The following is a 26,939-nucleotide window of genomic DNA, read 5'->3' as shown; positions in this document are numbered from 1 at the left end:
GCAGCGCGCATGGACGGTTGGTGAACACCAGTCAACCGCCAGATGTCGTGGAATCGTCGGCGACGCTCCGCCGACCCCCGGCATCCTCGGAGGACGCGCGCCTACCATGGCCTGCATGACCATCGACTACTCCGTGCCCCAGGAACGCCAGCTCGTGACCGCCATCCCCGGCCCCCGATCGCTCGCCCTCACGGAACGGCGCCGCCGGGCGGTGTCGCGCGGTGCCGGCAACCTCGCGCCGGTCTGGATGGACCGCGGCTCCGGCGGCATCCTCGTGGACGTCGACGGCAACCACATCATCGACCTCGGAACGGGCATCGGCGTCACGACCATCGGACACGCCAACCCCGACGTCGCCGCGGCAGCAGCCGAGCAGGCCACGAAGCTCACGCACACGCTCTTCACCGTGACGCCGTACGAGAACTATCTGCGCGTCGCGGAGAAGCTGTCCGAGATCACGCCGGGCGACTTCGAGAAGCGCTCCATCCTCCTGAACTCCGGTGCCGAGGCCGTCGAGAACGCCGTGAAGATCGCGAAGAAGTACACCGGTCGCCGCGCGATCGTCGCCCTCGACCACGCCTTCCACGGACGCACGAACCTGACGATGGCGATGACCTACCGGCCGGCGCCCGAGCGCCTCGGGTTCGGTCCGTTCCCCGGCGAGATCTACAGCGTCCCGCTCTCCTACCCCTTCCGCGACGGACTCGACGGACCGGCGGCCGCCGAAGTGACGATCGACTACATCGAGCGGCACATCGGTGCGAGTGAGGTCGCCGCGTTCTTCGCCGAACCGGTCCTCGGCGACGGCGGCATCGTCATCCCCGCGCCCGGCTACTTCGCGCGCATCAGCGAATGGTGCACCGAGAACGGGATCGTGTTCGTCGCCGACGAGATCCAGGCCGGCATCGGACGCACCGGCGCCTGGTACTCGATCGAGCACCACGGTGTCGTACCCGATCTCATCACGAGCGCCAAGGGCATCGCCGGCGGCTTCCCGCTGTCGGCCGTGACCGGGCGCGCCGAGATCATGGACGCCGTCCAGCCCGGTGGCATCGGCGGCACCTTCGGTGGCAACCCGGTGTCCACGGCGGCCGCGCTCGCGACGTTCGAGGTCATCGAGCGCGAGGACCTGTTGGGCGAGGCCCGTCGGGTGGAGGCGACCCTGCGATCGCTCATGGGTGACTGGGCCGAGCGCTTCGACATCGTCGGCGAGGTCCGGATCATCGGTGCGATGGCCGGCGTCGAGTTCGTCGTCCCCGGCACGAAGCAACAGCACCCCACGGCACTGCAGACCGTCATCGACGCGGCGATCGCCCAGGGCGTGCTCGTGCTCGACGCCGGCTCCTGGGACTCGGTACTCCGACTCCTCCCGAGCGCGGTCATGTCCGACGAGCTCCTCCGCGACGCGGTGTCCGTCCTCGAAAACGCCCTGGGTCAGGTCGCCAGCGCGGTGCGCTGACGCGAGCGCGGGTCTCTGCGCACGGAACCCTTCGGCCAGCGCGGTGCGCTGACGCGAGCGCGGGTCTCTGCGCGCTGGGGCCTTCCGCCAACGCGGTGCGCTCACGCGAACCCGCCCGAATCGGCGCGGGCGCGGCCCGCGCGCGTGAGCGCGGGTCTCCAGAGGGGCGCGCTCGCGGCTGTGCCCCGCGGTGACGTCAGCGCACCGCGCTGGCGCAACCGACGAACGGGTCAGTCGACGGTGACGAAGTCGATGAGCTGCTCGACGCGACCGAGGAGCTCCGGCTCGAGGTCGTTGAAGGTCCGGACCTGACCGAGGATGCGCTTCCAGGCACGGGCGATGTCGGCTTGCGAGTCGTGCGGCCAGCCGAAGGCCTGGCAGATGCCCTTCTTCCACTCGATGGAGCGAGGGATGGTCGGCCACTCGCGCAGGCCGACCCTCGCGGGCTTCACGGCCTGCCAGACGTCGACGTACGGGTGTCCGACGATGAGGACGTTCCGGCCGTTCGGTCCGGCCATGACGGCGTCGGCGATCCGCTGCTCCTTCGAGCCGGGGACCAGATGGTCGACGAGGACGCCGACACGACGGTCGGGGCCGGGCCGGAACTCGGCGAGCGCGGCGTCGAGGTGGTCGACGCCTGCGAGGTATTCGACGACGACGCCCTCCACGCGGAGGTCGTCACCCCAGACCCGCTCGACGAGTTCCGCGTCGTGGCGGCCCTCGACGAAGATCCGGCTCGCGCGAGCCACCCGAGCGGTCGTCTCCACCGCGAAGGAGCCGGAAGCGGTGCGCGCCCGCCCGGTCGGTGCACGCTTCGGCACGACGAGGACGACGGGCTCACCCTCGAGGAGGAACCCCGCCCCCATCGGGAACACGCGCCGCTTGCCGCGGTAGTCCTCGAGCTCGACCGTCTTCACCTCGACGCGTGTGATCGCGCCGCAGAAGCCGCCGAGTTCCTCGACCACGAGGTCGGTCACCGCCTCGACCTCACGGGCCACCACGCGGTTCTTCTTCCGCCAGTCCCCCGCGAGGACGTCCTGACCGTACCTGTCTTCGAACACCCGTCAACGCTACGACAGCACCGTTCACAACTCAGGATCACCGCGGCGTGGCGGCGGCACCTGCCGCCTCGGGCCGACGACACTCCGAGGTCGTCCTGAATTGCGAACCGCGCCGGTACTCAGGCTGCGGCGCGCTCGGCCTCGCGGGCGAGACCGCCGAGCAGGAGCCCGAGCTGGTCGTCCACGGTGCCGGGGTCCTCCGGGTGCCACTGCACGCCCGTGATCGGCAGGGTGCGGTGCTCGATCGCCTCGACGGTGCCGTCGGAGGCCCAGGCGACGGCACGCAGACCCTCGCCGAGCTCGCCGACCGACTGGTGGTGGGCGCTCTGCACCTGGAGGTGACGGGCGCCGAGTCGGAATGCGAGGGCGCTCGAGGGGTCGAGTTCGACCTCGTGCGGGGTCATGCTCTCATCGACCGGGACGCCCTCGTTGCGGTGGGCGCTGTGCTCACCGAGGTCCTGCACGAGCGTCCCGCCGAGGGCGACGTTGATGATCTGGTGACCGCGGCAGATTCCGAGCAGCGGCGTGCCTCGCTCGGCGGCGCGACGGGCGACCGCCAGCTGGGCGCGGTCGGCCTCGGGGAAGTGCTGGCCCTCGGCGCGGTAGCCGGTGGTCCCGCCGTACTGGGCGGGATCGATGTCGGCTCCGCCCATGATGACGACGGCGGAGGCCCCGTCGGTCGAGGCGAGGAGCGCATCGGTGCCGAGGTCGTGCGCGGCCAACCGGGTCACGCGCCAGCCTGCCCGTTCGGCGGCGGCGATCGTCCGTCCGACGAGGATCTGCACGTACTCGTGGTACGCCTGGTCGTCCTCACGGAACCTGGTGACCTCGACGAGCGCCAGCATGGGTGAGACGTGTCCTTGCATGATGCTCCTTCCAGGGGTTCCGCGAGGTGACTCCACCAGTCTCACCGGGCGGATGCCCTCGCGCGAGCTGCCGCGTCACGGTCGGTAACAGAGTCCCGGTGGGCGTCGGTGAAGCCCGGTCACCGCCGTATAGCACAGCTGTGGTTCGGCACGCTCGCTGGGAGCCCGCTGTAGAGATGTCGAGGGCCCGGACCTAGACTCGGAATCGAGCCGCGGGGTGGGGCTCCAGGGTCCGAACGAGTGACGAGGTGGCCGATGCGGGTTCGCTGGGCGGTATCGATCTGGGCCTGCTGCGTGGCCGTGCTCCTCGGAGTGGGAGCCACCGCCGCCTGGGCGGAGAGCCCGGTGCAGCTCGGGGCCGGACGCGTGTCCGACAGCGCAGGTGTCCTCAGCAGCGGTGAGGCCACCGAGATCACGACGGCCGTCGACGAGCTGGCCGCGGATCACGGCGTCGACCTCTGGGTGGTCTACGTGCCGACCTTCACCGACCCGAGTGACGCCGAGTCCTGGGCGAACCAGACCGCGAAGGACAACAACCTCGGACCGAACCAGTACCTGCTGGCCGTGGCGACCGAGGACCGCGCCTACTACCTCTCCGGCGACTCCAGCGGACCGGTGAGCGGTGACCAGCTGACCGAGATCGAGCAGCAGCGGATCCTGCCGCAGCTGCGTGATGACGACTGGACCGGCGCCGGCGTCGCTGCCGCCGAAGGCCTGGGTGCCGCCGTCGGCGGCGGGTCGATCGGGGGCACCGGTAGCGGATCAGGTGGCTCGACCGGGTGGCTGACCATCCTGCTGATCGTGGTCGTCGCCGTCGTGGCCGTCGTCCTCCTGGTCGTCTTCCTCCGCCGGCGCCGCGCTGCGAACGGCGACGACGCGGTGACCGCGGGCCGGCAGGGGGCGCCGGTCGACCCGCTGACCATCGCCCCGATCCCCGAGCTCGAACGACTCGCCGGCAGTGCGCTCGTCCAGACCGACGACGCGGTCCGGACGAGCGAGGAGGAGCTCGGCTTCGCGACCGCCTCCTACGGCGAACCGGCCACGGCCGCGTTCACCGCTGCCCTCGCCGGAGCGAAGGACGACCTCTCGCACGCCTTCGCACTCAAGCAGCGGCTCGACGACGCCGAGCCGGACACGGAGCAGCAACAACGCGACTGGAACCTCCAGATCATCCGGCTCTGCGAGCACGCGAACCACGTGCTCGACGAACAGGCCGCCTCGTTCGACGAGCTCCGCGCGCTCGAGAAGAACGCGCCCGCGGCGGTCGAGGAGCTGCGAGCCAGGGCGGCCGCAGCCGGACCGACGGTGACGGCCGCGCAAGACGCGGTACACGCCCTGCAGACGCGCTACAGCCCCGACGCCCTCATCACCGTGATCGACAACCCGGCGCAGGCGACCGAGCGACTCGCCTTCGCCACCGCGGCGATCTCGGACGCAGCTGCGCGGCTCGCCGCCGGAGACTCGGGCGAGGCCGCCGTCGGCATCCGCGCCGCGGAGGAAGCGCTCGACCAGGCCACCCAGCTCACCGGGGCCGTGAAGCGGCTGCAGGCGGATCTGACGACCGCCGAGCAGCACCTCGCCGCCCGACTGGCCGAATTGGACGGGGACGTCGCCGCGGCGGGCGGCCAATCCGACCCGACCGGCACCCTCGCCGCAGCGGTCGCGAGCACCACCGCGACGGTCTCCCAGGTGCGCGGCGCGTTCGGCGCACCGAACAACCCGATCGCCCTCCTCGCCCGCCTGGATGCGGCGAACACGCAGATCGACGGCGCTCTCCAGGGGGTGCGCACCGCGGCGGAGCAGCGACAACGCGCCGCGGCCGCCCTCGGACAGACCCTGCAGACGGCGGGCGCGCAGGTGTCGGCTGCAGAGGACTTCATCGTCTCGCGGCGCGGAGCCGTCGGCCCGGAGGCCCGGACGCGCCTCGCCGAGGCCGGCCGAACCCTCGTGCAGGCCCAGGGCCTCGCCGCCACCGACCCGACGCAGGCGCTCCCCCTCGCCCAGCGCGCCAACTCGCTCGCGAGCCAAGCGGTGCAGCTCGCCCAGGCCGACCTCGGGCAGTTCCAGAGCCAGTCGGCGGGCGGACTCGACGGCATGTTCGGCGGCGGCCAGGGTCAGCAGGGCGGCAACGGGATGCTCGGTGCGGTCCTCGGCGGCATCCTGATCAACTCCGTCCTCGGCGGCGGGTCCCGTTCCGGCGGCGGCATGTTCGGCGGCGGCGGATCGAGCGGCGGCATGTTCGGCGGCGGCTCCGGTCGCTCACGCAGCGCCGGCAGCTTCGGCGGCGGCGGCACCCGATCCCGACGCGGCGGCGGTCGCTTCTGATCCGCTGCACCACCCATCTCATCACCAGACACCGACCGACACGACCCAGCAGGACACGAGAGAGGAACCACACCATGGCAGAGAAGCAGTCCATCTTCGGACGCATCGCCCAGCTGACCAAGGCCAACATCAACGCGCTGCTCGACTCCGCCGAGGACCCGCAGAAGATGCTCGACCAGATGGTCCGGGACTACACGAACTCGATCGCCGACGCCGAGAGCGCGATCGCCGAGACGATCGGCAACCTCCGGCTCCTCGAACAGGACCACCAGCAGGACGTCGAGGCGGCCTCCGAGTGGGGCACGAAGGCGCTGGCCGCGAGTCGCAAGGCCGACGAATACCGTCAGGCGGGCAACGCCGCAGACGCCGACAAGTTCGACAACCTCGCGAAGATCGCGCTCCAGCGCCAGATCGGCGCCGAGAACGAGGCCAAGCAGGCCGAGCCGCAGCTGGCGTCCCAGACGAAGGTCGTCGAGCAGCTGAAGAACGGCCTCAACGGCATGAAGACGAAGCTCGAGCAGCTGAAGACGAAGCGCAGCGAGCTGGTCGCCCGGGCCAAGACCGCCGAGGCGCAGCGCAAGGTCGCGGACGCGGTCGGCAGCATCGACATCATGGATCCGACGAGCGACCTCAGCCGCTACGAGGACAAGATCCGTCGCGAGGAGGCGAAGGTGCTCGGCCAGCAGGAGCTCGCCGCCTCGAGTCTCGACGCGCAGTTCAACGACCTCGAGGACCTCGGCGAGCTGACCGAGGTCGAGGCCCGCCTCGCCGCGCTGAAGGGCGGCGGTTCCGCGTCGCCCGCGATCGAGTCCTCCGGCCCCGAGTACACGCCGAACGCCGGACAGTAGTACCGATCCGACGGGCCCTCGGGACAGCCCGAGGGCCCGTCGACCTCGCCCCCTCGCACCATCTCCAGGAAGGCACCGCATGACGAAGTTCGTCGTCGTCCCCCAGTGGCAGGGCTCCGGCTCGTCCAGGGCCATGCAGTTGATCGATGGAGCCGAGGCGATCCGTGGCGACCTGCCGACGGCGGCCACGACACTCGTCCACGTGCCGACCGAGGCCGGCGAGGCACTCGACACCGACATCCGGCGCGCCAGTTCCCTCGTGACGACCGCGGAACTCCAACGTCAGGCGCTCGTCGGGATCGACGAGCCCGTCATCACCATCGGTGGGGACTGCGGCGTCGAACTCGCCTCGGTCGGTGAGGCCCTCCGACGCGACCCCGGCATCGCCGTCGTCTGGTTCGACGCCCACGGCGACCTCAACACCCCGCTCAGCTCGCCGTCCGGGTCGTTCAGCGGCATGGTCGCCCGGGCACTGACCGGCGAAGGCGCCGCGATGCTCCTGCCCGAGGCCCCGCTCGATCCCGCCCGACTCGTCCTCGTGGGGGTGCGCGACCTCGACGACGGTGAACTCGCCCACATCGAGGAGCGTGGCATCCCCATGGTCTCCTCGGTGATGACGAGCGCCGCCGAGGTGGTCGCGGCCGTCGAGGCGACGGGCGCCGACCGCGTCTACCTGCACGTGGACGTCGACGTCCTCGACCCCGCGGTCATCGCCGGCGTCAGCTCGGCCGTCCCCTTCGGTCTCGAACTCGGCACCCTGCTCGACTGCATCACCGCCCTCAGGGCACGGTTCGGCTTCGCCGGGGCCGGGGTCACGGGCTTCTCGCCCGGCTCCCCCGACGCCGCAGCCGACGACCTCGGCACCATCCTCCGCATCATCGGCGCGATCAGTCGCGAACCGAAACCCGACAGCACCAACCCGACAGGAGTCACCCCATGAGCCGTACCGTCGATCTCGTCGTCATCGGAGCCGGACCCGTCGGCGAGAACGTCGCCGACTACGCCCACAAGGGCGGTCTGAGCGTCGTCATCGTCGAGAGCGAACTGGTCGGCGGTGAGTGCTCCTACTGGGCCTGCATGCCGTCCAAGGCCCTCATCCGCTCGGGAGCCGCCCTGCGGGCCGCCAAGCGCACGGGGGGAGCAATCCCCGAGGACACCGCGCTCGATCCGCTCAAGGTCCTCGCGCGACGGGACTCGTTCACGAGCGACTGGTCGGACGACGGCCAGGTCGAGTGGCTCGAGGGCGCCGGCATCGAGCTGGTGCGTGGGCACGGTCGCCTGACCGGCGAGCGCGAGGTCACCGTGACGGCCGCCGACGGCTCGACGACGGTGCTCACGGCGACGCACGCCGTCGCGGTCTGCACCGGCTCCGCGGCGCTCCTTCCCGACATCCCCGGGCTGTCGGCGGTGGAGCCGTGGACGAGCCGCGAGGCCACGAGCGTCCAGACCCTGCCCGAGTCCGTCGCCTTCCTCGGTGGCGGCGTCGTCGCCGTCGAGCTCGCGACCGCCTACCGCTCGCTCGGGGTCGACGTCACGCTCGTCGCCCGCAGCGGCCTGCTCGGCAACACCGAGCCGTTCGCCGGCGAGCTCGTCGAGTCCTCCCTGCGTGAACTCGGCGTGACGATCGTGCACGCCTCCCCCACCGCCGTCTCCCGTGCCGCCGACGGCGCCGTCACGCTCGAGTTCGACGACCGGGACGCGGTGACGACGGCGGAACTCGTCGTGGCCACCGGCCGGACGCCCCGGACGGACGACCTCGGGCTCGAGACCGTCGGCCTGGAACCGGGTGCCTGGATCGAGGTCGACGATCAGCTCCTCGCCCACGGCAGCGACTGGCTCTACGCCGTCGGCGACGTCAACCACCGGGCGCTCCTGACGCACCAGGGCAAGTACCAGGCACGCGCCGCGGGAGCGGTCATCGCAGCACGGGCGAACGGCGAGGACGTCGACACCAGCCCGTGGAGCGACCACGCGGCGACCGCCGACCACCGTGCCGTGCCGCAGGTCGTCTTCTCCGAGCCCGAGGTCGCAGCCGTCGGACTCACGGCCGCGCAGGCCGAGGCGGCGGGGATCGCCCACCGGGTGGTCGACTACGACCTCGGTGGCATCGCGGGCTCGAGCCTCCACGCCGACGGCTACACCGGGCGGGCGAGGATGGTCGTCGACGAGGATCGCGGCGTGATCATCGGGATGACCTTCGTGGGTCAGGACGTCGCCGAACTCGTCCACGCCGCGACGATCGCCGTCGTCGGTGAGGTGCCGCTGCACCGCCTCTGGCACGCGGTGCCGTCCTACCCGACGATGAGCGAGATCTGGCTGCGACTCCTCGAGACCTACCGGAGCGGTGCGTGACCCGTCCCGGCGACGTCGACGAGCCGCGGAGCCGTCGTTCCGGCGGCCCGTGGCTCGACTCACCCCTGAGCCGGATCGGGTACTGGTACGCCACGCTCACCGGGCTCGTCTGGGGCGCGCTCTGGAGCACCGGCCCGGTCGAACGGCGGGGCGGGATGATCGTCTTCCGCGGGATGCCGTCGTGGACGTTCGGCCGAGGTGGCTCATGCGTCGGCGGGGTGTACCTCACCGACCGGAACGTGTCGACCCGGGTGCTCGAACACGAGGCGGTGCACAAACGGCAGTGGCAGCGGTACGGCATGCTCTTCCCGCTGATGTACGCGATCGCCGGTCGAGATCCGCTCCGGAACCGCTTCGAGATCGAAGCCGGTCTCGAAGCGGGAGGCTACCTGCCGAAGCGCCGCTGACGAGCGTCGCGGTGTCCGCGCGATGCCGAGCCGGTTCGAGGGCGTGTCAGTGCGATGCGCGCTCGACCGAGCTCGAGCGCTGACGCACGCCGATGCTCGCCAGGGTCATCCTGAGGTCGTTCCGGAGACCCGTCAGGTGCTCCGTCTCGCCGCCGATCCACACGTGGTAGTCGGCCGCGTCGTGTCCGTCGACGTCGAGCATCTCGCTCGCCCAGGCCCGGGTCGCTCGCGCGACGGCCTGACCGCGTGCGCACCGGCTGCCCGTTCCGGGTTCCCCCGAACGCGCTGCGCGGACGAGCCACGTCACGACGACGCGTCCCGGCGAGTCGAGGGTGGTGATCGACGCGGCGTCGTCGACCTCGACGAAGACCTGACCGCGGGCGCAGATGGGGAGCAGCGCGAGGACCTCGGCCAGCTCGCCGACCGACGACTCGTCGCCCGCGAGCAGCACGTGGCGTGCGTCCGCGACGGCGAACTCCGCCGGATCCTCGAAATAGCTCACGCGATCAGTATAGGCGAGCCTAAGCTCACTTCGATCCCCTGCGCAGGGTCTTCCAAGGCGGCGGAGCACATCACGATCCGATCACTCTGTGACGCCCCCTGACACCGTGGCTGGCACCACACACGTCGACTGGGTACGCTCGCTGGAGCCCCAGCGATGCGGCTTTCCGGACGCGGTCCAGTATTCACGCGGCCCAGGCGGGAATGCCCGCTGCCCGGAACCGGTTGTGCGTCTCCAGATGCCGGCCACTCCAGCATCCCCGAAAGGACCTCCATGCGTCATCGTCAGCTGCGTCGTCAGCTCCTCACCGCCGCGATCGCGGTCACCGGCGCCGCCCTCGTCCTCACCGGCTGCGCAGGCCCGGCCGCGACACCGACGCCCGACGCCGACGCGACCCTGCGGGTCGGTCTCGTCCTGGAGCCCTCCGACCTCAACATCCGCACCACCTCGGGCGCCGCGCTCGATCAGATCCTCATCGACAACGTCTACCAGGGCCTCGTGTCCCGCACCGAGGACAACCAGATCGTCGACACGCTCGCCAAGAGCCATGACATCAGCGCCGACGGTCTCACCTACACCTTCGTCCTCCGCGACGGCGTGACCTTCCACGACGGCGCCGCCCTGACCGCGGCCGACGTCGTCGACTCCATCACCCAGGTGCAGCAGGACCCGACCTTCGTCGACAACGTGGCGCTCCAGAAGGTCGCCTCGATCACGGCCGTCGACGACTCGACCGTGCAGCTGCAGCTCACCTCGCCCGACTCCAACCTGTTGTGGACCCTGACCGGTCGCGCAGGACTCGTGCTGGAGTCGGGCGCCACCAACGACCTGTCGACGACCGCCAACGGCACCGGGCCGTTCACCCTGAAGACCTGGAAGCAGGGCGACAGCATCACCTTCGACCGGAACGCGAAGTACTGGGGCGACGCTCCGAAGGTCAAGGAGGTCGTCTTCAGCTACATCCCCGACGCCTCCTCCGCCGTCAACGCCACCCTCGCCGGTGAACTCGACGTGCAGACGGCGCTCGACGCGAACCTCAAGGACCAGATCACCCGCGCCGACGGGTTCAGCATCACCGAAGGCAAGACGACCGACAAGTACACCCTCGCCTTCAACAACCAGCGTGCTCCCCTGAACGACCCCCTCGTCCGGCAGGCGCTCCGCTCCGCCATCGACCACGCCGCGATCGTCGAGGCCGTCGGCGGCGCCGCGGTCGAGCAGTACGGGCCGATCCCCGAGCTCGACCCGGGCTACGAGAACCTCAGCGAGCTGGTGAAGTACGACCCGGACCAGGCGAAGGCGCTGCTCGCCCAGGCCGGCCAGGAGAACCTGACGCTGACGCTCACGATCCCGAGCTTCTACGGCACCTCGGTGGCCAACGTCCTGGTGTCCGAGTTCAAGGCCATCGGCGTCACCCTCACCGTGAAGAGCGTCGAGTTCCCGACCTGGCTCAACGACGTCTACACGAACAAGGACTACGACCTCAGCTACGTGAACCACGTCGAGGCGCGCGACTTCCAGAACTGGGCGAACCCGAACTACTATTTCGGCTACGACAACGCGCAGGTCCAGTCGCTCTATGCTGAATCCGTAGCGGCGACCGACCCGGCCGTCGCAGCCCAGAAGCTCAAGGAGGCGGCGTACCTCGTGTCGAAGGACAACGCCGCCGACTGGCTCTACACCGCGATCACCCTCACGGTGGTGCGCGACGGCGTGACCGGCTTCCCCGTGGACTCGGTCAACTCGCGCATCGACCTGGCGAAGGTCGCCGTGACCGGGTGACCCGCTTCATCCTGACGAGGCTGGTGCTCCTCCTCGTCGGGCTGCTCGCCGCGAGCGCCCTGATCTTCTTCACCATCAGGGTGCTCCCGGGCGACGTCGCCCAGGTCATCGCCGGAACGGACGCGACGCCCGAAGCGGTCGCCGCGATCCGCGAACAGTTGGGACTCGGCCAGCCCGTCCTCCTGCAGTACCTCGACTGGATCGGCGGGTTGCTCCGCGGCGATCTCGGGAACTCGCTCATCACGGGCACCCCCGTCGCCAGCGAACTCGCCCAGAAGGCGCAGGTCACCGTTCCGCTCGGCATCATGGCGCTCGTGATCGCGCTCGCGTTCAGCGTGCCGCTCGGGGTGTTGGCCGCCGTCCGGCGTACCCGCGCGACGGGCGTCGTCATCTCCTTCGCGTCACAGGGGCTCGCCGCCGTCCCGGTCGTCTGGGCCGGCATGATGCTCGTGCTCCTCTTCGCCGTCGTGCTCGGTTGGCTCCCGGCGCAGGGCTTCCCGCGCGCGGGCTGGAACGATCCGCTGGCGGCGGTCCGCGCCCTCCTCCTCCCGGCACTCACGATCGGCGTCGTCGAGGGCGCGGTCCTGCTGCGCTTCGTCCGTTCCGCCGCCCTCGACGCGATCGGCCAGGACTACGTCCGGACGGCGGCGGCCAAGGGGCTGACCCGTTCGCAGGCACTCATCCGCCATGGTCTGCCGAACGTGGCCCTCTCGGTCGTCACCGTGCTCGGGCTCCAGATCGCCGGGCTCATCGTCGGCAGCGTCATCATCGAACAGCTCTTCACCCTGCCCGGCATCGGGCGCATGCTCGTCGCCGACGTCGGCAACCGCGACCTCGTGAAAGTGCAGGGCGAGCTCCTCGTCCTCACCGGGGTGGTCCTCGTGATCGGTGCCGTCGTGGACGTCGTCCACCGTCTCGCGGACCCGCGACTCCGAGAACGGGAGCGCAGCGCATGACCGCTCGTCAGGATCACCCGCGTCGGCGCGCGGGATCAGGCGGACTCCGCACCCTCGTGTCCGGCCCGGCCGGCGTGTTCGGGCTCGTCGTGGTCACCCTGCTCCTCCTGAGCGCCGGCGTCTCCTTCCTCTGGACGCCCTACGACCCCCAGCTCACCGATCCGTTCGCGAAGTGGCTGGCTCCGTCGCCGGCCCATCTGCTCGGCACGGACGAGGTCGGACGCGACATCTTCAGCCTGCTGCTCGTCGGTGCGCGAGTGACCGTGGCCGTCGCGATCGGTTCCGCCGTGGTCTCGACGGTCATCGGGGTCGCCCTCGCCGCCCTCGGTTCACTCACTCGGCGCTGGGTCCGGGAGACGGTCGCGGTGCTGATCGACATCCTCATCGCGTTCCCGACCCTCCTCATCGCCATGATGATCGCCTCGGTCTTCGGCGGCTCGCTGTGGGTCGTCATCTGGGCGGTGGGCATCAGCTTCGGCGTGAACATCGCCCGGGTGACCCGCCCCGAGATCCGCCGGGTCTCGCACAGCGAGTACGTGCTCGCCGGCAAGGCCGCCGGTCTCGGGCCGGTGAGGAACCTGACGCGACATCTCCTGCCGAACGTCGCACCGGTGTTCATCGTCCAGCTGTCATGGTCGATGGCGGTCGCGGTCCTCGCCGAGGCGGGCCTGTCGTACCTCGGCTACGGCGCCCCCTCCAGCGTCCCCTCGTGGGGTCGCATGCTCAGTGAGCTGCAGACCTACCTCGCCGTGCACCCGTTGTCTGTGCTGTGGCCGGGGCTCGCCATCACCGTCACCGTCCTCGCCCTCAACCTGCTGGGTGACGCCCTGCGGGACGCGACCGATCCGACCCTCGGTCGCCGAGGACCCGCCTCGACCCCCACCTCGCCCCAGGGGGTGACCGCATGAGTCTCGACGTCCAGGACCTCGTGGTCACGCTCGGCGGCCGCCGGGTCGTCGACGGCGTGAGTTTCAGCGTGCCGGCGGGCGCACGGTTCGGCCTCATCGGCGAGTCCGGATCCGGGAAGTCGCTGACGGCGCTGGCGATCCTCGGACTCCTCCCCGACGGCGCTTCGGTGAGCGGCAGCATCCGCTGGCAGGGCGAGGAACTCCTCGGCCGTGACGACCGCGAACTCGCGCGGATCCGCGGGCGTGAGATCGGGATCGTGTTCCAGGAGCCTCGGACGGCGCTCAACCCGATCCGCACCATCGGACGACAGATCGGCGAGCCGCTGCGCATCCACGAGGGGCTCTCGAAACGGCAAGCGCTCGACCGGGCCGTCGAACTCGCCGCGCGGGTCCGTCTACCCGACCCCGAGCGCATCGTCCGGCGGTACCCGCACCAGCTGTCCGGCGGGCAACGCCAGCGGGTCGCGGCCGCCATCGCCCTCGCCTGCGGACCCTCCCTGCTCATCGCGGACGAACCGACCACGGCGCTCGACGTCACCATCCAGTCGGAGATCCTGGGCCTCTTCGAGCGTCTCGTGAACGAGACCGGGGCGTCCCTCGTCTTCATCACGCACGACCTCGCGGTCCTCTCCCGGATCGCCAGCGATGCCGTGGTGCTCGCGCAGGGCAAGGTCGTCGAGGCCGGGCCCGTCGCACAGCTGCTCTCGACGCCGGTCTCTCCCGTGACGCAGCGGCTGTTGGCCGCCGCGAAGACCATGAGCTGGAAGGGCGAGGACGATGACTGAGCCGCTGCTCCGCGCCCAGGGCCTCGGACGGGTCTACACGAACCCGCGGGAGTCGCTCTTCCAGCGGCCGAGCCGCACCGCCGCCCTCCACCCGAGCGACCTCGTCGTCGCCCCGGGTGAGGCCGTCGGCATCATCGGCGAATCGGGGTCGGGCAAGTCGACGCTCGTCCGCCTCCTGCTCGCGCTCGACACCCCGAGCTCCGGCACGGTCGAGTTCGACGGCCGTCCGGTCAGCGCCGCGGCGAGCGCCAGGAGTCTGCACTGGTTCCGTCGACAGACAGGTGTGGTGTTCCAGGACCCGTACGCATCACTCGACCCGCGCATGAGCGTCGGGCGGATCGTCGCCGAGCCGCTCTCGGCGCTCGGGATCGAGGGCGACCACCGTTCGCGGGTCCGCGCGGTGCTCCGGCTCGTCGGGCTCGACGCCGACGCGGCCGACCGCTTCCCGCACGAGTTCTCCGGCGGTCAGCGCCAGCGCATCGCCCTCTCGCGCGCGATCGTGCACCGCCCGCGCCTCCTCGTCGGCGACGAACCGCTCAGCGCGCTCGACGTCACCGTCCGCGCGCAGATCCTCGAGTTGCTCGGCGGGCTGCGTCAGGAGCTCGGGCTGGCGATCGTGCTCGTCTCGCACGACATCGGCGTGGTGCAGCATCTCTGCGACCGGGTCGTCGTCATGCGCGACGGAGCGATCGTCGAGGAGGGCCCGGTCGCCAAGGTCCTCAGTCGGCCGTCGCATCCGTACACGACCCAGTTGCTCGCCTCGGTCCCCCGCCTCTGACACCGCCCCGATCCCTGAGCCTGTCGAAGGGCCTCAGGCCGGCGGGTCCGCCAGGCGCCGGTGCCGGCGCAGGGCCGCGCGCTGGCTCGGCGACTCTCCGTGCAGGACGAGCCCCACGATCCACAGGACCACCCGGGTCGCCGTCACGACCGGCAGCGGGATCGGGCCGAGATGGGCGGTGCGGAGCCCGAGGATGCGGCGGTACTCGGGTGGGATCGTCGCGACGGCTCCCGCGAAGAGGATCCCGTAGGCGGGGAGCAGCGAGCGGTCGAGCGGCGGTCGACGGAGGAACGCCAGGGTCTCGTCCACCCGCGGGCCGCCGGTCAGCTCGCCGGCGTCGAGGTACCCGCGCAGCTGTCGGGCCAGCTCAGCCTCGGAGCGGGGCGGGTCGACGACGCCCATGAGTTCGCCCGCGAGTGCCCAGTCGGCCACATAGGCGTCCGCACCACCGGGGATCCGACCGCCCCAGGTCTGTCGCACGCTCAAGAAGGCGTCGGTGAACGCCAGGTGCACCCAGCGCAGGAGATCCGGGTCGTTGGCCGCGTACGGGCGCACCACGCCATGGGCGTCGAGGTACTCCCCGACGACGCGTTCGTGGAGCTTGAGCACGTAGTCGCTCGTCCGACGGGCCGTGTCGCGATCGCCGTAGGTGACGGTGAAGATCCAGCGGATGGTGCCGTCCAGCCGTCCGAGCGGGTCCTCCCGGTACCGGGACCAGTCGTGCACGCCGGCGAGCGCCCCGGGGTGGGCCGCCTGCAGGAGGAGCGCCCGGATGCCGGCGACCATGGTCTCGACACCGCCGTGCACCGTCCAGGCCGCGGAGTCAGGCGTGAAGAACCCCGCGTCGGTGCCGTCCTCGAGATCGAGCGTCCACTGCGGCGGGCGGTCCTGCTCCACCGCGAAGACCGCGAGGATGCGGGAGCGGAGCCCGGCGAGCAGGCGGGTGCGCAGGCGCGAGACCGGTCGCCGTCCGGTGCCGACATCCACCACTCGATCGTCCTCCACTCGCCGTCACGACGAGCCTACGTCGGGATGCCGGTGGCCCCACCCGTAGGGGGATCATCTCCTCTATCCCGGTCCCTGAGGCTGTCGAAGGGCGCCTCGGCAGGGCCCCGGTCACCGGGCGGGCTTGCGCGCTTCGATGAGGGTTCGGGAGGAGTGCGCGACGAACGGGCCGTCCTCCTGCAGGGAACGGTGCAGCTCCCGCAGGCGGTCGAGGTACCGCCCGGAGGTGAATCCGGGCACCATCCAGATCACCTTGCGCAGGAACCAGACGATCGCACCGACGTCGTGGAACTCGATCCGCAGCCGTTCGGTCCGCAAGCACACGATCTCGAGTCCGGCGGCGCGGGCGGCGTCGGCCTCGTCGTCAGGGTGACGTGCTCGACGGACGGCTTCGGGCTGCGGGCCGAGGAAGGCCTCGACGAGTTCGAACACGCTCGCCGGTCCGACGTGCTGGGCGAGGTAGCCTCCTCCCGGCGCGATCACCCGCGCCACGTCGCCCCAGTCCACAGCGACGGGATGCCGGCTCGACACGAGCGCGAACGAGTCGTCCGCGAACGGCAGTGGAGCACCCTCCTCCGTGCGAACGACGACAACCCCGCGCGGGTGCAGGCGGGCGGCGGCTCGGGCGAGGTTCGGTGGCCAGGACTCGGTGGCGGCCGCGAGCGGTGGAAGCACCGGCGCCGTGTCGAGCACCTCTCCCCCGCCGGTCTCGAGGTCGAGCGAGGACGGGACGTCGGCCAGACGTCTCCCGAGCAGCTCCGAGAACCGCCAGGAGGGGCGCGCCTCACTGGCCCGGCCGTCGAGCCACGAGAAGTCCCATCCGTCGACCGAGGCGGCGTCGGCCTCGGCGACGAGGTCGTCGAACGATCGTGACAGGGTCTCCTCCGTGCGTGGCTCCGTGGTCGGTGCGCTCATCCGACGGCCTCGAACCGGCTCGGATCGAGCCGCTCGACGTCGAACCGCGGCACCGCGTCGAGCAGCTCCCGAGTGCACGCGTGCTGCGGATGCCCGAGGACGGCCGAGGCCGGGCCCGACTCGACGACGCGCCCGGTCGACAGCACCGTCACCTCGTCGGCGATCTGCCGGACGAGACCGAGGTCGTGCGAGATGAACAGGTAGCTGAGCGCGTGCTCGTCCCGGAGGTCGAGGAGCAGTTCGACGATCTGCGCCTGCACCGAGACGTCGAGCGCCGAGGTGGGCTCGTCGAGGACGAGCACCGACGGCGCGAGGACGAGCGTCCTCGCGAGTGCGACCCGCTGGCGCTGACCGCCCGACACCTCCCGTGCACGACGCCCCAGCGCACTCGCGGGGAGGGCGACCTGGTCGAGGATGGTCGCGACGCGGCGCCGGCGTTCGGCGGCGCTCCGCACCCCGTGGATCCGCAGGGGCTCCTCGATGATCTGTCCGACGGTGTACCGCGGATCTACCGCCGAGAGCGGGTTCTGGTAGACCAGCTGGAGGTCGCGCGCGAAGGGGTTGGCGACGGCGTTGTCCCGCGGGAGTGCCCGGCCGGCGACCCGCACCGAGCCGTCGTCGAAGGAGGTGAGCCCGGCGACGATGCGCGCGAGCGTCGATTTGCCCGACCCGGACTCGCCGACGAGCGCGTGGATCGAACGCGGACGGAGGACGAGCGACGCGCCGTCGAGTGCGGGCGGCGCCTGCGGATCGCGTCCGAACCGTTTGGACACGTGCGACACCTCGACCACCGCGGGCGCCGCGTTCGTCTCGCCGCGCTGCTCCGCCTGCACCTGCTCGGCCGCAGCGCGGATGCGTTCCCGGTAGCGCAAGGGCGAGGACGCGGGTGAGTCCGAGAGCAGCCCCACCGTGTAGGGGTGCCGCGGTGCGAGCAACACCTCCTCGGCCGGGCCCGACTCGCGGACGTTCCCGTCCTGCAGGACCACGATCGCGTCGCTGCGCTCCTGCGCCAGCGCCAGGTCGTGGGTGATGAAGAGTATCCCGAGCCCGAGCTCCTGCCGGAGGCCGTCGAGGAGGTCGAGGATGCGCCGCTGGACGGTCACGTCGAGCGCGGACGTCGGCTCGTCGGCGATGAGCAGCTTGGGCCTCGCCGCGATGGCGATCGCGATGAGCACCCGCTGCAACTGCCCGCCCGAGAGCTCATGCGGGTAGGACCGCACGCGGGCCGAGGCCTGACGGATGCCCACGTGCTCGAGCAACTCGATCACGCGCGCGGGGACCTCCGAGCGCGGGGTGTCGCCCGCCACCTGGACCGCCTGGGCGATCTGCACGCCGATCCGCTGCAGCGGGTCGAGCGAACTCAGCGGATCCTGCGGGATGAAACCGAGCGTCGAGCCGCGCAGGGGGCGCCACTGCTTCCGGGAGAAATCGGCGACCTCGTGTCCGGCGACCGCGACCCGACCGGCGGTGACCGAGCCGTTGCCCGGGAGGAGCCCCGCGACCGCCCGGGCGATCGTGCTCTTCCCCGAACCGGACTGGCCCACGAGCGACACCGTCTCGCCGCGCCCGACCTGGAACGACACGTCGCGCACCGTGTCGGTCGGCCCCCTCGAACCACGCGTCCGGTACCCGACGGCGAGTCCGTCGACGAGCAACGGCACGGGAGCCGCGTCGACGACGTGGAGTGCGCTGTGCTGCAGGGCTGCCTGGTTCATGCGGTGGTCCTCTCGTGGGTGAGTCGGCTGAGACGGCTGATGGCGAGCACGGTGACGGCGATCACGAGGCCCGGCACGACGACGAGCCACGGCGAGGACACGACGTACTGACGACCCTCGGAGACGAGCAGGCCCCACTCCGGGTCGGGCGGCGGAGCTCCGTACCCGAGGAAGCTGAGCGAGGAGATCCAGATGATCGCGAGTCCGAACTGGAGGGCCGTGAGCGACAGCACCGCAGAGTACGAGTTCGGGAAGACGTGCTTGGCGAGGACGTACGCCCGCGAACCGCCGAGATGGTGACTCGCCTCGACGAACGGCAGGTCCTTCACCGTCAACACCTCGGAGCGCATGATCCTCGTGAACGCCGCGATCGAGGAGATCCCCACGGCGACGGCCGCGTTCAGGGTGCCGAAGCCGAGCGCCACGACGACGACCATCGCGAGGAGCAGCCCGGGGATCGAGAGCAGCACGTCGACGATCCGGCTGATGACGGCGTCGACGAGACCGCCGAACGACGCGGCGACGAGCCCGAGGACCGTGCCGGCGCCGAGACCGATGAGGACGGCGACCGCCGAGCCGAGCAGGGTCCGACCGGTGCCGTGGATCACCCGCGACAGCAGGTCGCGACCGAGGGAGTCGGTTCCGAACCAGTGCGCGACCGATGGAGCGGCGAGCGCGTTGGCGTCGTCGGGCTCGAGCGGGTCGTACGGCGTGAGGAGGCCGGGTGCGACCACGGACACGAGGACGAGACCGACCACGATGATCGCCAGGACGTCAGCGACCCCGAGGCGGCCGAGGAGTCGACGGAACGCGTCCGGTCCGTCGTCGGCCGCGGTGACGTCGCGGTCCGGTCGGAGTCGGAGGCTCATGCGTCCACGCTCGCTTTCGTCGGGATACCGTCGGGCACCGCCGTCCCCGTCGCCGCCGCTGTCGCGACCGTCGGCCTGGCGAGGCGGGATCGTCGGGACCGCCCATGCCCCGGGCGGACGATGCGCGGGTCGAGGACGGGGTAGACGAGGTCGGTCACGAGATTGATGCCGACGTAGATGGAGGAGATGAGGATGACGACGGCCAGGATCACCGGGGTGTCCTGATCGCGCACGCTCTCGAAGGTGATGAATCCGAGGCCGGTGCGGGTGAACACGGCCTCGACGACGACGGCACCGGCCAGCAGCTCTCCGACGACGAGGGCGAGCATCGTGATCGACGGGATCGCACCGTTCTTCAGGACGTGGCCGAGGGCGATCCTGACCTCGCTCGTCCCCTTCGCGCGGAACACGGTGACGAAGGGTTCGTCCGCGGCCTTACGGAGTCCCTGGATCAACACCTGCGTCAACGGACCGTTGACGGCGAGCGCCAGGGTCAGTGCCGGGAGCACGTAGGACACGAAGCCCTGATCGCGCACCGACGACACCCAGCCGAGCTGGAAGGAGAAGATCGCGAGGAGCACGAAGCCGATGAGGAAGCTCGGCGCGGAGATGGAGGCGATGGGCGCTGAGGCCGCGATGCTCCTGATCGCCCTGACGGGGGCGTACACGGCGGTGAGTGCGATGGCGAGCGACAGCACGATCGTCATGACGAACGCCACGCCTGCGAGCACGATGGTGTCCGAGAAGCCCTGCGCGACGAGGTCCGAGACGGCACGACCGCTGACCAGCGAGTACCCCAGGTCTCCCTGGAAGAGTCGGCTCACGGTGAGCACGAACTGTTCGATCGGCGACAGGTCGAAGTGGTAGTAGGCCCGCAGTGCTTCGCCGGCGGACGGGGGCAGTGGGTTGAGCGGGCTCGTCAGCTTGTTCTCGATGGGGTCGCCGGGCAGGACGAAGAGGGTGAAGAAGACGAGCGTGTAGACGAGGGCGATCACGAGGAGCGCCTGGGCGACGCGCCTGATCACGTACTCGCGGTACTGCCGGCGTCGCGTGTCCGCCGCGCTGGCGTTCGGATGCTGGTTGGACATGTGGGGCCTCCTCTCGGAAAGGGACGGGACCGGAGACGTGAGGGCCGTCCGGTCGACGGCCCTCACGCTCGCTCAGTCCTCGATCGAGGTGTTGTAGAACTCCGGCAGGGCGCCGTCGGTGAGGGAGAAGCCCTTCACCCGCTGCTGGGTGACGAACACCTGGCTGTCGTTGAGGATCGGGACGACGTAGGCCTGGTCGATCAGGTGGTCCTGGATCTGTCCGAGGATCGCCGCACGGGTGTCGTCGTCGGTCGCCGCGTTCTGCGCGTCGAGCAGCGACTGCAGGGTCGTGTCGGAGCCGGCGAGACCGAGGAGGTCGGAGCCGTCCTTGCTGTAGTACTCGCTGAGGCCCTTCGAGGGGTCAGGGTGCGGCCAACCGACTCGGAGCGCTCCGACCTCCGGGTCCGCGAACGCGGTCGCCCAGTAGGTGGAGTAGTCGAGCTCGTTGAGTGACAGCTCGATCCCGACGTCCTTGAACTGGTTCTGGATCTGCTGGAAGAGGCTCTTCGCCGTGTTGTCGTAGACGTCGATGTAGGTCTTCACCGTGAGCCGCTCGCCGCCCTTCGTGCGGTAGCCGTCCGCGTCGCGCTCGGTCCAGCCGGCGCCGTCGAGGAGGCGGTTCGCCGCATCCGGGTCGTAGGCGAACTTCGCCGATTCGTCGACGTAGCCGAAGGTGCCAGGCGACAGGACCGACGTCGCGGGCGTCCAGCTGTCGGTGTACTGCGTCTCGATGATCTGCTCACGGTCGATCGCGTGCAGCAGCGCCTTGCGGACGTTGACGTCGTCGAGGAACGGCGCCTGGCTGCGGAGGAACCACTGGTTGCTGAGACCGACACCCGTCTTGGACACGATGTCGTAGCCGGCGTCGACGAGCCCCTGCTCCTCGCTCGGTTGGACGTAGCGGATGACGTCCGCCTCGCCCGACTTCAGGGTGCCGAGCCGGACGCTGTCCTCCTGCACGGGGATGACCGTGACCGAGGCAAGGTGCGCCTCGCCCTGGTTCGGGGAGGACGGCGGGGCCCACGCGTACCCCTCACGACGGTCGAGCACGATCTCCTTGCCGTAGGTCTCGGAGGCGACGACGAAGGGACCGGAGCCGATGAGGTTCACGAACTTCGACTGCTCCTCCTTGCTCGCGTCGATCGTGGCGTCGGCGACGAGCCCGGATCCCCACCCGGTGAGCACGTTGAGGAAGGGCGCGTAGGGTGCGGCGAGGACGACGGTGACGGTGCTGGTCGCGTCGTCCGGCGTCGCCACGAGACCGGACGGGAACTGTGCGTTCGGGGTCGTCCCCTTCGCCTCGTCGCCGGTCGACTGCCAGTTCAGGTTCTTCGCGACGCTCGCGGCGTCGACGGCGGTGCCGTCGCTGTAGGTGACGCCGTCACGGATCACGAAGGTGTACGTGAGACCGTCGGGGCTGACGGTCCAGGAGTCGGCGATCCACGGTTCGAGTTCGCCCGTCTCCGCGTTCCGGTAGAGCAGGCGGTCGGTGATGTTCTGCTGCAGCGCACGGGTCTGCCACGTGCCCGCCTCCTGCACCTGCGCCGAGGTGGGGATCTCCGCATCGAGGTAGGTGAGGCTGCCACCGTCCGCGTCGGACGAGGCCGACGCCGCCGAGCAGCCGGTCAGCGCGATGCTCACGGCGACGAGGGCTGCGGCGGCGAGTCGTGCTCGCCGTCTGGTGGTTCGAGTCATGACGGGTACTCCTGTGGGTCGGGGTGGTCCGGTGCTGCGCCGGCGTGGTTGCCCATCCTGGACGGCGCACCGGGCCACCCCGCTGCTCTGTTACGACAGGTTTCCCGCGGGTTCCCTCGATGACGCCGTGTGACCGTCGATGGTCCCCTCGTGCCGGTCGCCGAGGTTCCGTCCTCCGCGGTATCGTGCGGCCGGGTGGTCGTCGGGGAGCCGGGCCGCCCCGCCGGTCAGGCGCTCGCGGAGCGTCTCCCCCGGTCGATACGCGTCGCGCAGCCGCCCACGGCGACGCAGCTCCGGCACGACGAGTTCGACGAAGTCGGTGAGCGTGTCGAGGCTGTGGTACTGCCGCAGGTTGATGCCGTCGATACCGACCTCGTCCAACCATCGCTCGATCTCGTCGGCCACGACCTCGGGGGTGCCGACGGCGAAGAAGTCCCGCTCGAGGTCGCTGCCGACCCGGCTGATGAACTCGCCGACGGTGCCGGCCGTCACCTGGGGCGGGAGCGCGTCGGCCGGGACCCCCTCTGCGGCGAGCGCCTCGGCGACCGTCCGGTCCTCCGGGTGCGCCTCCGGGTCGAACGGCAGCCCGGCGTGGACGAACCGGCCGACGATGCTCGCGTGCTCCCGGTACTGCGCGGCCTTCGCCTCGGCCTCCTCCTGCGTCGGCGCGACGATGACGGCGGCCTGGACGACGATCTTGAGCGCGGCCCCGTCGCGTCCGTTGTCGGCCGCCGCCGCACGGAACCGTTCCAAGAGCGGTCCTGCACCGCCGGGACCCCGTACGCCCGTGAACACCGCCTCGGCGTGCCGTCCGGCGAACGCGATGCCGGCCGGCGAGGCGGTCGCGGTGTAGAGCAGCGGTGTCCGCTGCGCGCTGGGCTCGGACAGGTGCGGTCCGGCGACCTGGAAGTAGCGCCCGACGTGGTCGATGTACCGCACCTTGTCGGGGTCCGAGTAGACGCCGGCCTCCCGGTCACGGATGACGGCGTCGTCGTCCCAGGACCCCTCCCAGAGCTTGTAGAGGACGTCCAGGTACTCCTCGGCGATCGCGAACCGCTCGTCGTGCGGGATCTCCTCGGCGAGGCCGAAGTTGCGTGCGGCGTTGGGCAGGTACGAAGTGACGATGTTCCACGCGACGCGGCCGTTCGTCAGGTGGTCGAGGGTGCTCATGCGACGGGCGAAGGCGAACGGCGGCTCGTAGCTCGTCGAGAAGGTGATGCCGAAGCCGAGGTGCTCGGTCACGGCGGCCATCGCGGGGACGACGAGCAGGGGGTCGTTGTTCGGGATCTGCAGGCCCTCGCGCAGGGCGTCGGCCGGGCCGCCACGGAACACGTCGTAGGCGCCGACCACGTCGGCGATGAAGATCGCGTCGAACCCGCCCGCCTCCGCCGTCCGGGCGAGCGTCGTCCAGTACCGGATGCCGGTGTACTGGTCGCGTCGGTTGTCCGGCAGGCGCCAGAGGCCGTGGGTGATGTGGCTCACGCAGTTCATCTCGAACAGGTTGAGGATGAGCTGCTTGGGGTGGGACTGCGTCGGGCTGGACGGTGCGTTGATGATCGACTCCTCCGGTGCGGCGGCGATCGGTCCGTCCGGACCGGGCCGTCTGAGCACCCTAGGCGCAGCGGGAGGGGCGAGGTCCGGCCGCGGTGTCACATCACGTCATACGGAGCGCTGCGACGCGGGGTCCACGTCGATCGGTCAGCGGGCGTCGGGTCAGTGGGCGATCGGCGGGATGCGGTCCTGCCAGCGCAGGCGCCGCTCCAGTTGCGCACCGAGGGCGAGCAGGGTCGCCTCACCGCCGGGACGCCCGATCAGCTGAACGCCCATCGGCAGTCCCTCGGACGTCTCGTGCACCGGGAGCGTGATGGCCGGCAGGCCGGTCGCGTTCACGAAGGAGGTGTGCGGCGCGTAGCGCACCTGCTGCTCGAAGTTCAGCTCGGGCGAGTCCTGGTCGTACCATCCGATGGGACGTGGCGTCTGGGCGAGGGCCGGCGTGATGATCGCGTCGAAGGGTGCGAACTGCGCGAGGACGCTGCGTTCGAACCGGTGGAGACTGGCGAGCGTCTCCATCAGCCGGGTCGCCGGCAGGGCCCGACCGCGCTCGACGAGGGACCTCGTGATGGGTTCGAGGAGCGTCAGCTCCGCCTCCGAGGTCGCCGGCACACCGGCCGCCGAGGCCTGCCAGATCGTCGTGAAGTCGGCCGGGTACCGTTCGGCGTCGCGGAGGGTGAGCTCCTCCAGGCCGTGCCCCATCGCGGCGAACGCCCGGGTGGCGACGTCGACGGCCGCGAGGGCCTCAGGGTCGACCGCCAGCTCGAAGGCGCTGTCCCAGGGCGAGCCGGTGAGGACCGCCAGCTGGAACCGGCCCTCGCCGCGCACGGCGTGCCCGAGCAGCGGTCCGTCGTCGGCGTCGGGTGCGCGCAGCGTGAAGTGGTGGTCGATGCGTCCGTGGACGCGCTCGATCATCGCGTCGAGCAGGAGGGCCGCGTCGGCGACGGTCCGGGCGATCGGCCCGGGGACGACGAGGCCGGCGAGTCGGTCGACACCGGAGCCCGCGGGGACGAGCCCCCGCGTGGGCTTCAGACCGACGAGCCCGCAGGCGGCCGCAGGGATGCGGACGGAGCCGCCGCCGTCGGAGCCGGGGGCGAACGGGAGGAGCCGCGCGGCGACGGCGGCTGCGGCCCCGCCACTCGACCCGGCCGCCCCACGGTCGAGGGCCCACGGGTTCCGGGTCGGTGTCCCGTCGAGCGGCTCCGTGTAGCCGTAGAGCCCGAACTCCGGGGTCGCGGTCTTCCCGAGGCTCACCGCACCGGCCCGGTCGAGGACGCCGACGAGCTCGTCGTCGGTCGTCGCCACGAGATCCGCTGTGAGCCGCGACCCGAAGCGGACGGGCTGACCGGCACGGGACACGAGGTCCTTGTCGCCGATCGGGAGTCCCCAGAGCGGTGCGGTCCGAGGTAGTGCCTCGACCGCCTCCACCCGCTCCGCGAGCGATCCGGCGGCGACCGAGGTGAAGGCGCCGATCGCATCGTCGAGCCGCTCGATGCGGTCGAGGTAGTGCCGGGCGAGCTCCGTCGGTGAGACCTCGTCCCGCTGCAACGCCTGCCACTGCTCGAGCGCCGTCAGCTCGTGGAGTTCCGCCATGCGACCAGCCTAGAGGCGGCGCTCTCCCGTGGTCTCCGTTCTCCGGCCGTTCCGGTCCCTGTTCCCTGTCCGTTCCGGTCCCTGAGCCTGCCGAAGGGCGTCGACCGGCTCAGCGCTTCAGGGACTTCTGGAGGAGGACCGTGCCGATCCAGCGGTCGAACTTGAACCCGACACGACCCATGCGGCCCACCTCGGTGAACCCGAACTTCTCGTGCAGGGCGATCGACGACTCGGCGCCCTTGTCGGCGATGACGGCCAGCATCTCCTTGAGCCCGGCGGCCTTCGAGCGCTCGATGAGCTCACCGAGCAGATCGGTGCCGAGGCCCTTGCCGGTCGCCGCGGCTCCGAGGTAGATCGAGCTCTCCACGGTGAAGCGGTAGGCGCGCTTCTGCTTCCACGGCGCGCACAGCGCGTACCCGAGGATCTGTCCGGTCGGGTTGACGGCGACGATGAACGGGAGCTGCAGCCGCTGCAGGTAGGCGAACTTGGAGCGCCACTCGGCGAGGGTCATCGCGTCCTCGTCGAAGGTGACCATGCTGTTGGCGACGTAGTGGTTGTAGATCGCCCGGACGTCGGGCAGGTCGGCCGCAGTGGCGTCGCGCATGGTGAATGCGAAGGGGGTCTCGGGGGTCGGCGGCTTGCGCAGGTGCGGCGGCAGCCGTCGCCTCGGCTCGTACTCCTCTTCCAACATCCCCCAAGCCTAACCAGGGGGTGGGTCGGCGGACAGCCCTTGCGGTCGACCCCACGACCCGGTCGTCAGTCGAGCGACCAGTCGATCGGGTCTCCGCCGCGGGAGACGAGGAAGTCGTTGGTGCGGCTGAACGGCTTCGAGCCGAAGAACCCGCGTGAGGCGGAGAGCGGACTCGGGTGCGCCGAGACGATGACGTGACGGTCGGGGTCGCTCGATGATTCGAGCAGCGGGGCCAGTCGTTCGGCGTCCTTGCCCCAGAGGATGGACACGAGCGGTGCGGGGCGTGCGGCGAGCGCCCGGATCGCCTGTTCCGTGACCGCCTCCCAGCCGTGTCGGCGGTGGGAACCGGCGGAACCCGCCTCGACCGTGAGGACGCGGTTGAGGAGCAGCACGCCCTGTCCGGTCCACGGACTGAGGTCGCCGTGTTCCGGCGTCGGGACACCGAGGTCGTCGCGGAGTTCCCGGTGGATGTTCGCGAGGCTGCGTGGCAGCGGGCGCACGTCCCGGTCCGCGGCGAACGACAGGCCGATCGGATGACCCGGTGTCGGGTACGGGTCCTGCCCGACGATGAGGACCCGGACCGCGCTGAACGGCGTGTGGAAGGCCCGCAGGACGAGCTCGGGGGCCGGCAACCATCGGGCACCGTCCGCCGCTTGCGCCGCGAGCCAGTGGTCGATCGTCGCAAGACGGTCGGCCACAGGCGCGAGTGCGTCGGCCCAGCCCTCGTCCATCGACCCCGCCGCGGCGAGCTGTGCCGGGCTACCGCCGAGGATCCCGTTCGTCATGGC

24 protein-coding genes are annotated in these 26,939 nt (G+C 70.9%); 11 read left to right on the top strand and 13 right to left on the bottom strand.

The features are described 5' to 3' along the window. The first annotated feature begins 115 nt into the window (after positions 1-115). A complete protein-coding gene (locus A4X17_RS08840) occupies positions 116-1,459 on the top strand; it encodes an aminotransferase class III-fold pyridoxal phosphate-dependent enzyme (RefSeq protein WP_369808450.1) in 1,344 nt (447 codons plus the stop codon). Between the two features lie 230 nt (positions 1,460-1,689). On the opposite strand, the gene A4X17_RS08835 is transcribed toward A4X17_RS08840, so the two are convergent. After that, on the bottom strand, positions 1,690-2,520 hold the full coding sequence (locus A4X17_RS08835) for a DUF3097 domain-containing protein (RefSeq protein WP_064295287.1): 831 nt from the start codon (positions 2,518-2,520) through the stop codon (positions 1,690-1,692). Positions 2,521-2,639: 119 nt separating this feature from the next. Beyond that, on the bottom strand, positions 2,640-3,386 hold the full coding sequence (locus A4X17_RS08830) for a gamma-glutamyl-gamma-aminobutyrate hydrolase family protein (protein WP_064295286.1): 747 nt from the start codon (positions 3,384-3,386) through the stop codon (positions 2,640-2,642). A 255-nt stretch (positions 3,387-3,641) separates the two neighbouring features. On the opposite strand from A4X17_RS08830, the gene A4X17_RS08825 reads away from it, so the two are divergent. The 5 genes from A4X17_RS08825 (at position 3,642) to A4X17_RS08805 (ending at position 9,318) form a co-directional block, all read left to right on the top strand. After that, the gene (locus tag A4X17_RS08825; RefSeq protein ID WP_064295285.1) at positions 3,642-5,711 is read left to right on the top strand and encodes a TPM domain-containing protein; all 2,070 of its coding nucleotides are present in this window, start codon (positions 3,642-3,644) and stop codon (positions 5,709-5,711) included. 74 nt (positions 5,712-5,785) lie between these two features. Beyond that, positions 5,786-6,559, top strand: coding sequence for a PspA/IM30 family protein (locus A4X17_RS08820; protein WP_064295284.1), 774 nt, complete (start codon positions 5,786-5,788; stop codon positions 6,557-6,559). 79 nt (positions 6,560-6,638) lie between these two features. Then, on the top strand, positions 6,639-7,499 hold the full coding sequence (locus tag A4X17_RS08815; protein ID WP_064295283.1) for an arginase family protein: 861 nt from the start codon (positions 6,639-6,641) through the stop codon (positions 7,497-7,499). Next, complete coding sequence (locus A4X17_RS08810; RefSeq protein WP_064295282.1) at positions 7,496-8,911, top strand: NAD(P)/FAD-dependent oxidoreductase; 1,416 nt, start codon at positions 7,496-7,498, stop codon at positions 8,909-8,911. Before A4X17_RS08815 ends, A4X17_RS08810 begins: the two co-directional genes overlap by 4 nt. Beyond that, the gene (locus A4X17_RS08805; RefSeq protein ID WP_064295281.1) at positions 8,908-9,318 is read left to right on the top strand and encodes a hypothetical protein; all 411 of its coding nucleotides are present in this window, start codon (positions 8,908-8,910) and stop codon (positions 9,316-9,318) included. Before A4X17_RS08810 ends, A4X17_RS08805 begins: the two co-directional genes overlap by 4 nt. 46 nt (positions 9,319-9,364) lie before the next feature. On the opposite strand, the gene A4X17_RS08800 is transcribed toward A4X17_RS08805, so the two are convergent. Next, positions 9,365-9,820, bottom strand: a complete 456-nt coding sequence (locus A4X17_RS08800) for an SIP domain-containing protein (RefSeq protein ID WP_064295280.1) — start codon at positions 9,818-9,820, stop codon at positions 9,365-9,367. A gap of 273 nt (positions 9,821-10,093) precedes the next feature. On the opposite strand from A4X17_RS08800, the gene A4X17_RS08795 reads away from it, so the two are divergent. Genes A4X17_RS08795 through A4X17_RS08775 form a run of 5 tightly spaced genes read left to right on the top strand, consistent with a single transcriptional unit; the run spans position 10,094 to position 15,029 of the window. Further along, on the top strand, positions 10,094-11,602 hold the full coding sequence (locus A4X17_RS08795) for an ABC transporter substrate-binding protein (RefSeq protein ID WP_064295279.1): 1,509 nt from the start codon (positions 10,094-10,096) through the stop codon (positions 11,600-11,602). Beyond that, positions 11,599-12,558: an ABC transporter permease gene (locus tag A4X17_RS08790; protein WP_064295278.1), complete on the top strand. Its 960-nt coding sequence runs from the start codon at positions 11,599-11,601 to the stop codon at positions 12,556-12,558. The genes A4X17_RS08795 and A4X17_RS08790 overlap by 4 nt, the downstream gene beginning before the upstream one ends. Then, positions 12,555-13,466, top strand: a complete 912-nt coding sequence (locus A4X17_RS08785; RefSeq protein ID WP_082916040.1) for an ABC transporter permease — start codon at positions 12,555-12,557, stop codon at positions 13,464-13,466. Before A4X17_RS08790 ends, A4X17_RS08785 begins: the two co-directional genes overlap by 4 nt. Beyond that, complete coding sequence (locus A4X17_RS08780; protein WP_064295277.1) at positions 13,463-14,251, top strand: ABC transporter ATP-binding protein; 789 nt, start codon at positions 13,463-13,465, stop codon at positions 14,249-14,251. Before A4X17_RS08785 ends, A4X17_RS08780 begins: the two co-directional genes overlap by 4 nt. Further along, positions 14,244-15,029 (top strand): ABC transporter ATP-binding protein, encoded by a 786-nt coding sequence (locus A4X17_RS08775; RefSeq protein WP_064295276.1) that lies wholly within the window; start codon positions 14,244-14,246, stop codon positions 15,027-15,029. Before A4X17_RS08780 ends, A4X17_RS08775 begins: the two co-directional genes overlap by 8 nt. 33 nt (positions 15,030-15,062) lie before the next feature. Here the strand turns inward: A4X17_RS08775 and A4X17_RS08770 are convergent, their stop codons facing one another. From A4X17_RS08770 to A4X17_RS08725, 10 genes are all read right to left on the bottom strand, one after another. Further along, on the bottom strand, positions 15,063-16,016 hold the full coding sequence (locus A4X17_RS08770; RefSeq protein WP_231884336.1) for an oxygenase MpaB family protein: 954 nt from the start codon (positions 16,014-16,016) through the stop codon (positions 15,063-15,065). A gap of 129 nt (positions 16,017-16,145) precedes the next feature. Further along, complete coding sequence (locus A4X17_RS08765; protein WP_064295275.1) at positions 16,146-16,949, bottom strand: hypothetical protein; 804 nt, start codon at positions 16,947-16,949, stop codon at positions 16,146-16,148. After that, positions 16,946-18,664 (bottom strand): ABC transporter ATP-binding protein, encoded by a 1,719-nt coding sequence (locus A4X17_RS08760; protein WP_064295274.1) that lies wholly within the window; start codon positions 18,662-18,664, stop codon positions 16,946-16,948. Before A4X17_RS08760 ends, A4X17_RS08765 begins: the two co-directional genes overlap by 4 nt. Then, entirely contained in the window at positions 18,661-19,533 is an 873-nt protein-coding gene (locus A4X17_RS08755) for an ABC transporter permease (protein WP_082916039.1), read from the bottom strand. Before A4X17_RS08755 ends, A4X17_RS08760 begins: the two co-directional genes overlap by 4 nt. Then, positions 19,530-20,621: an ABC transporter permease gene (locus A4X17_RS08750; protein ID WP_064295273.1), complete on the bottom strand. Its 1,092-nt coding sequence runs from the start codon at positions 20,619-20,621 to the stop codon at positions 19,530-19,532. The genes A4X17_RS08755 and A4X17_RS08750 overlap by 4 nt, the downstream gene beginning before the upstream one ends. Before the next feature lie 72 nt (positions 20,622-20,693). Beyond that, positions 20,694-22,316 (bottom strand): ABC transporter substrate-binding protein, encoded by a 1,623-nt coding sequence (locus tag A4X17_RS08745; protein WP_064295272.1) that lies wholly within the window; start codon positions 22,314-22,316, stop codon positions 20,694-20,696. Between the two features lie 90 nt (positions 22,317-22,406). Beyond that, positions 22,407-23,927, bottom strand: a complete 1,521-nt coding sequence (locus A4X17_RS08740) for an NtaA/DmoA family FMN-dependent monooxygenase (RefSeq protein ID WP_231884335.1) — start codon at positions 23,925-23,927, stop codon at positions 22,407-22,409. A gap of 102 nt (positions 23,928-24,029) precedes the next feature. Continuing rightward, positions 24,030-25,460, bottom strand: coding sequence for an amidase (locus A4X17_RS08735; protein WP_064295271.1), 1,431 nt, complete (start codon positions 25,458-25,460; stop codon positions 24,030-24,032). Between the two features lie 109 nt (positions 25,461-25,569). Next, entirely contained in the window at positions 25,570-26,151 is a 582-nt protein-coding gene (locus A4X17_RS08730; RefSeq protein WP_064295270.1) for a GNAT family N-acetyltransferase, read from the bottom strand. 65 nt (positions 26,152-26,216) lie between these two features. After that, positions 26,217-26,936, bottom strand: a complete 720-nt coding sequence (locus A4X17_RS08725; RefSeq protein WP_064295269.1) for a uracil-DNA glycosylase — start codon at positions 26,934-26,936, stop codon at positions 26,217-26,219. Positions 26,937-26,939: the final 3 nt, after the last annotated feature.

This window comes from Plantibacter sp. H53, assembly GCF_001650455.1.
In the GTDB taxonomy this organism is placed as follows: domain Bacteria; phylum Actinomycetota; class Actinomycetes; order Actinomycetales; family Microbacteriaceae; genus Plantibacter; species Plantibacter flavus_A.
This window is presented reverse-complemented; position numbering and strand designations above follow the sequence as displayed.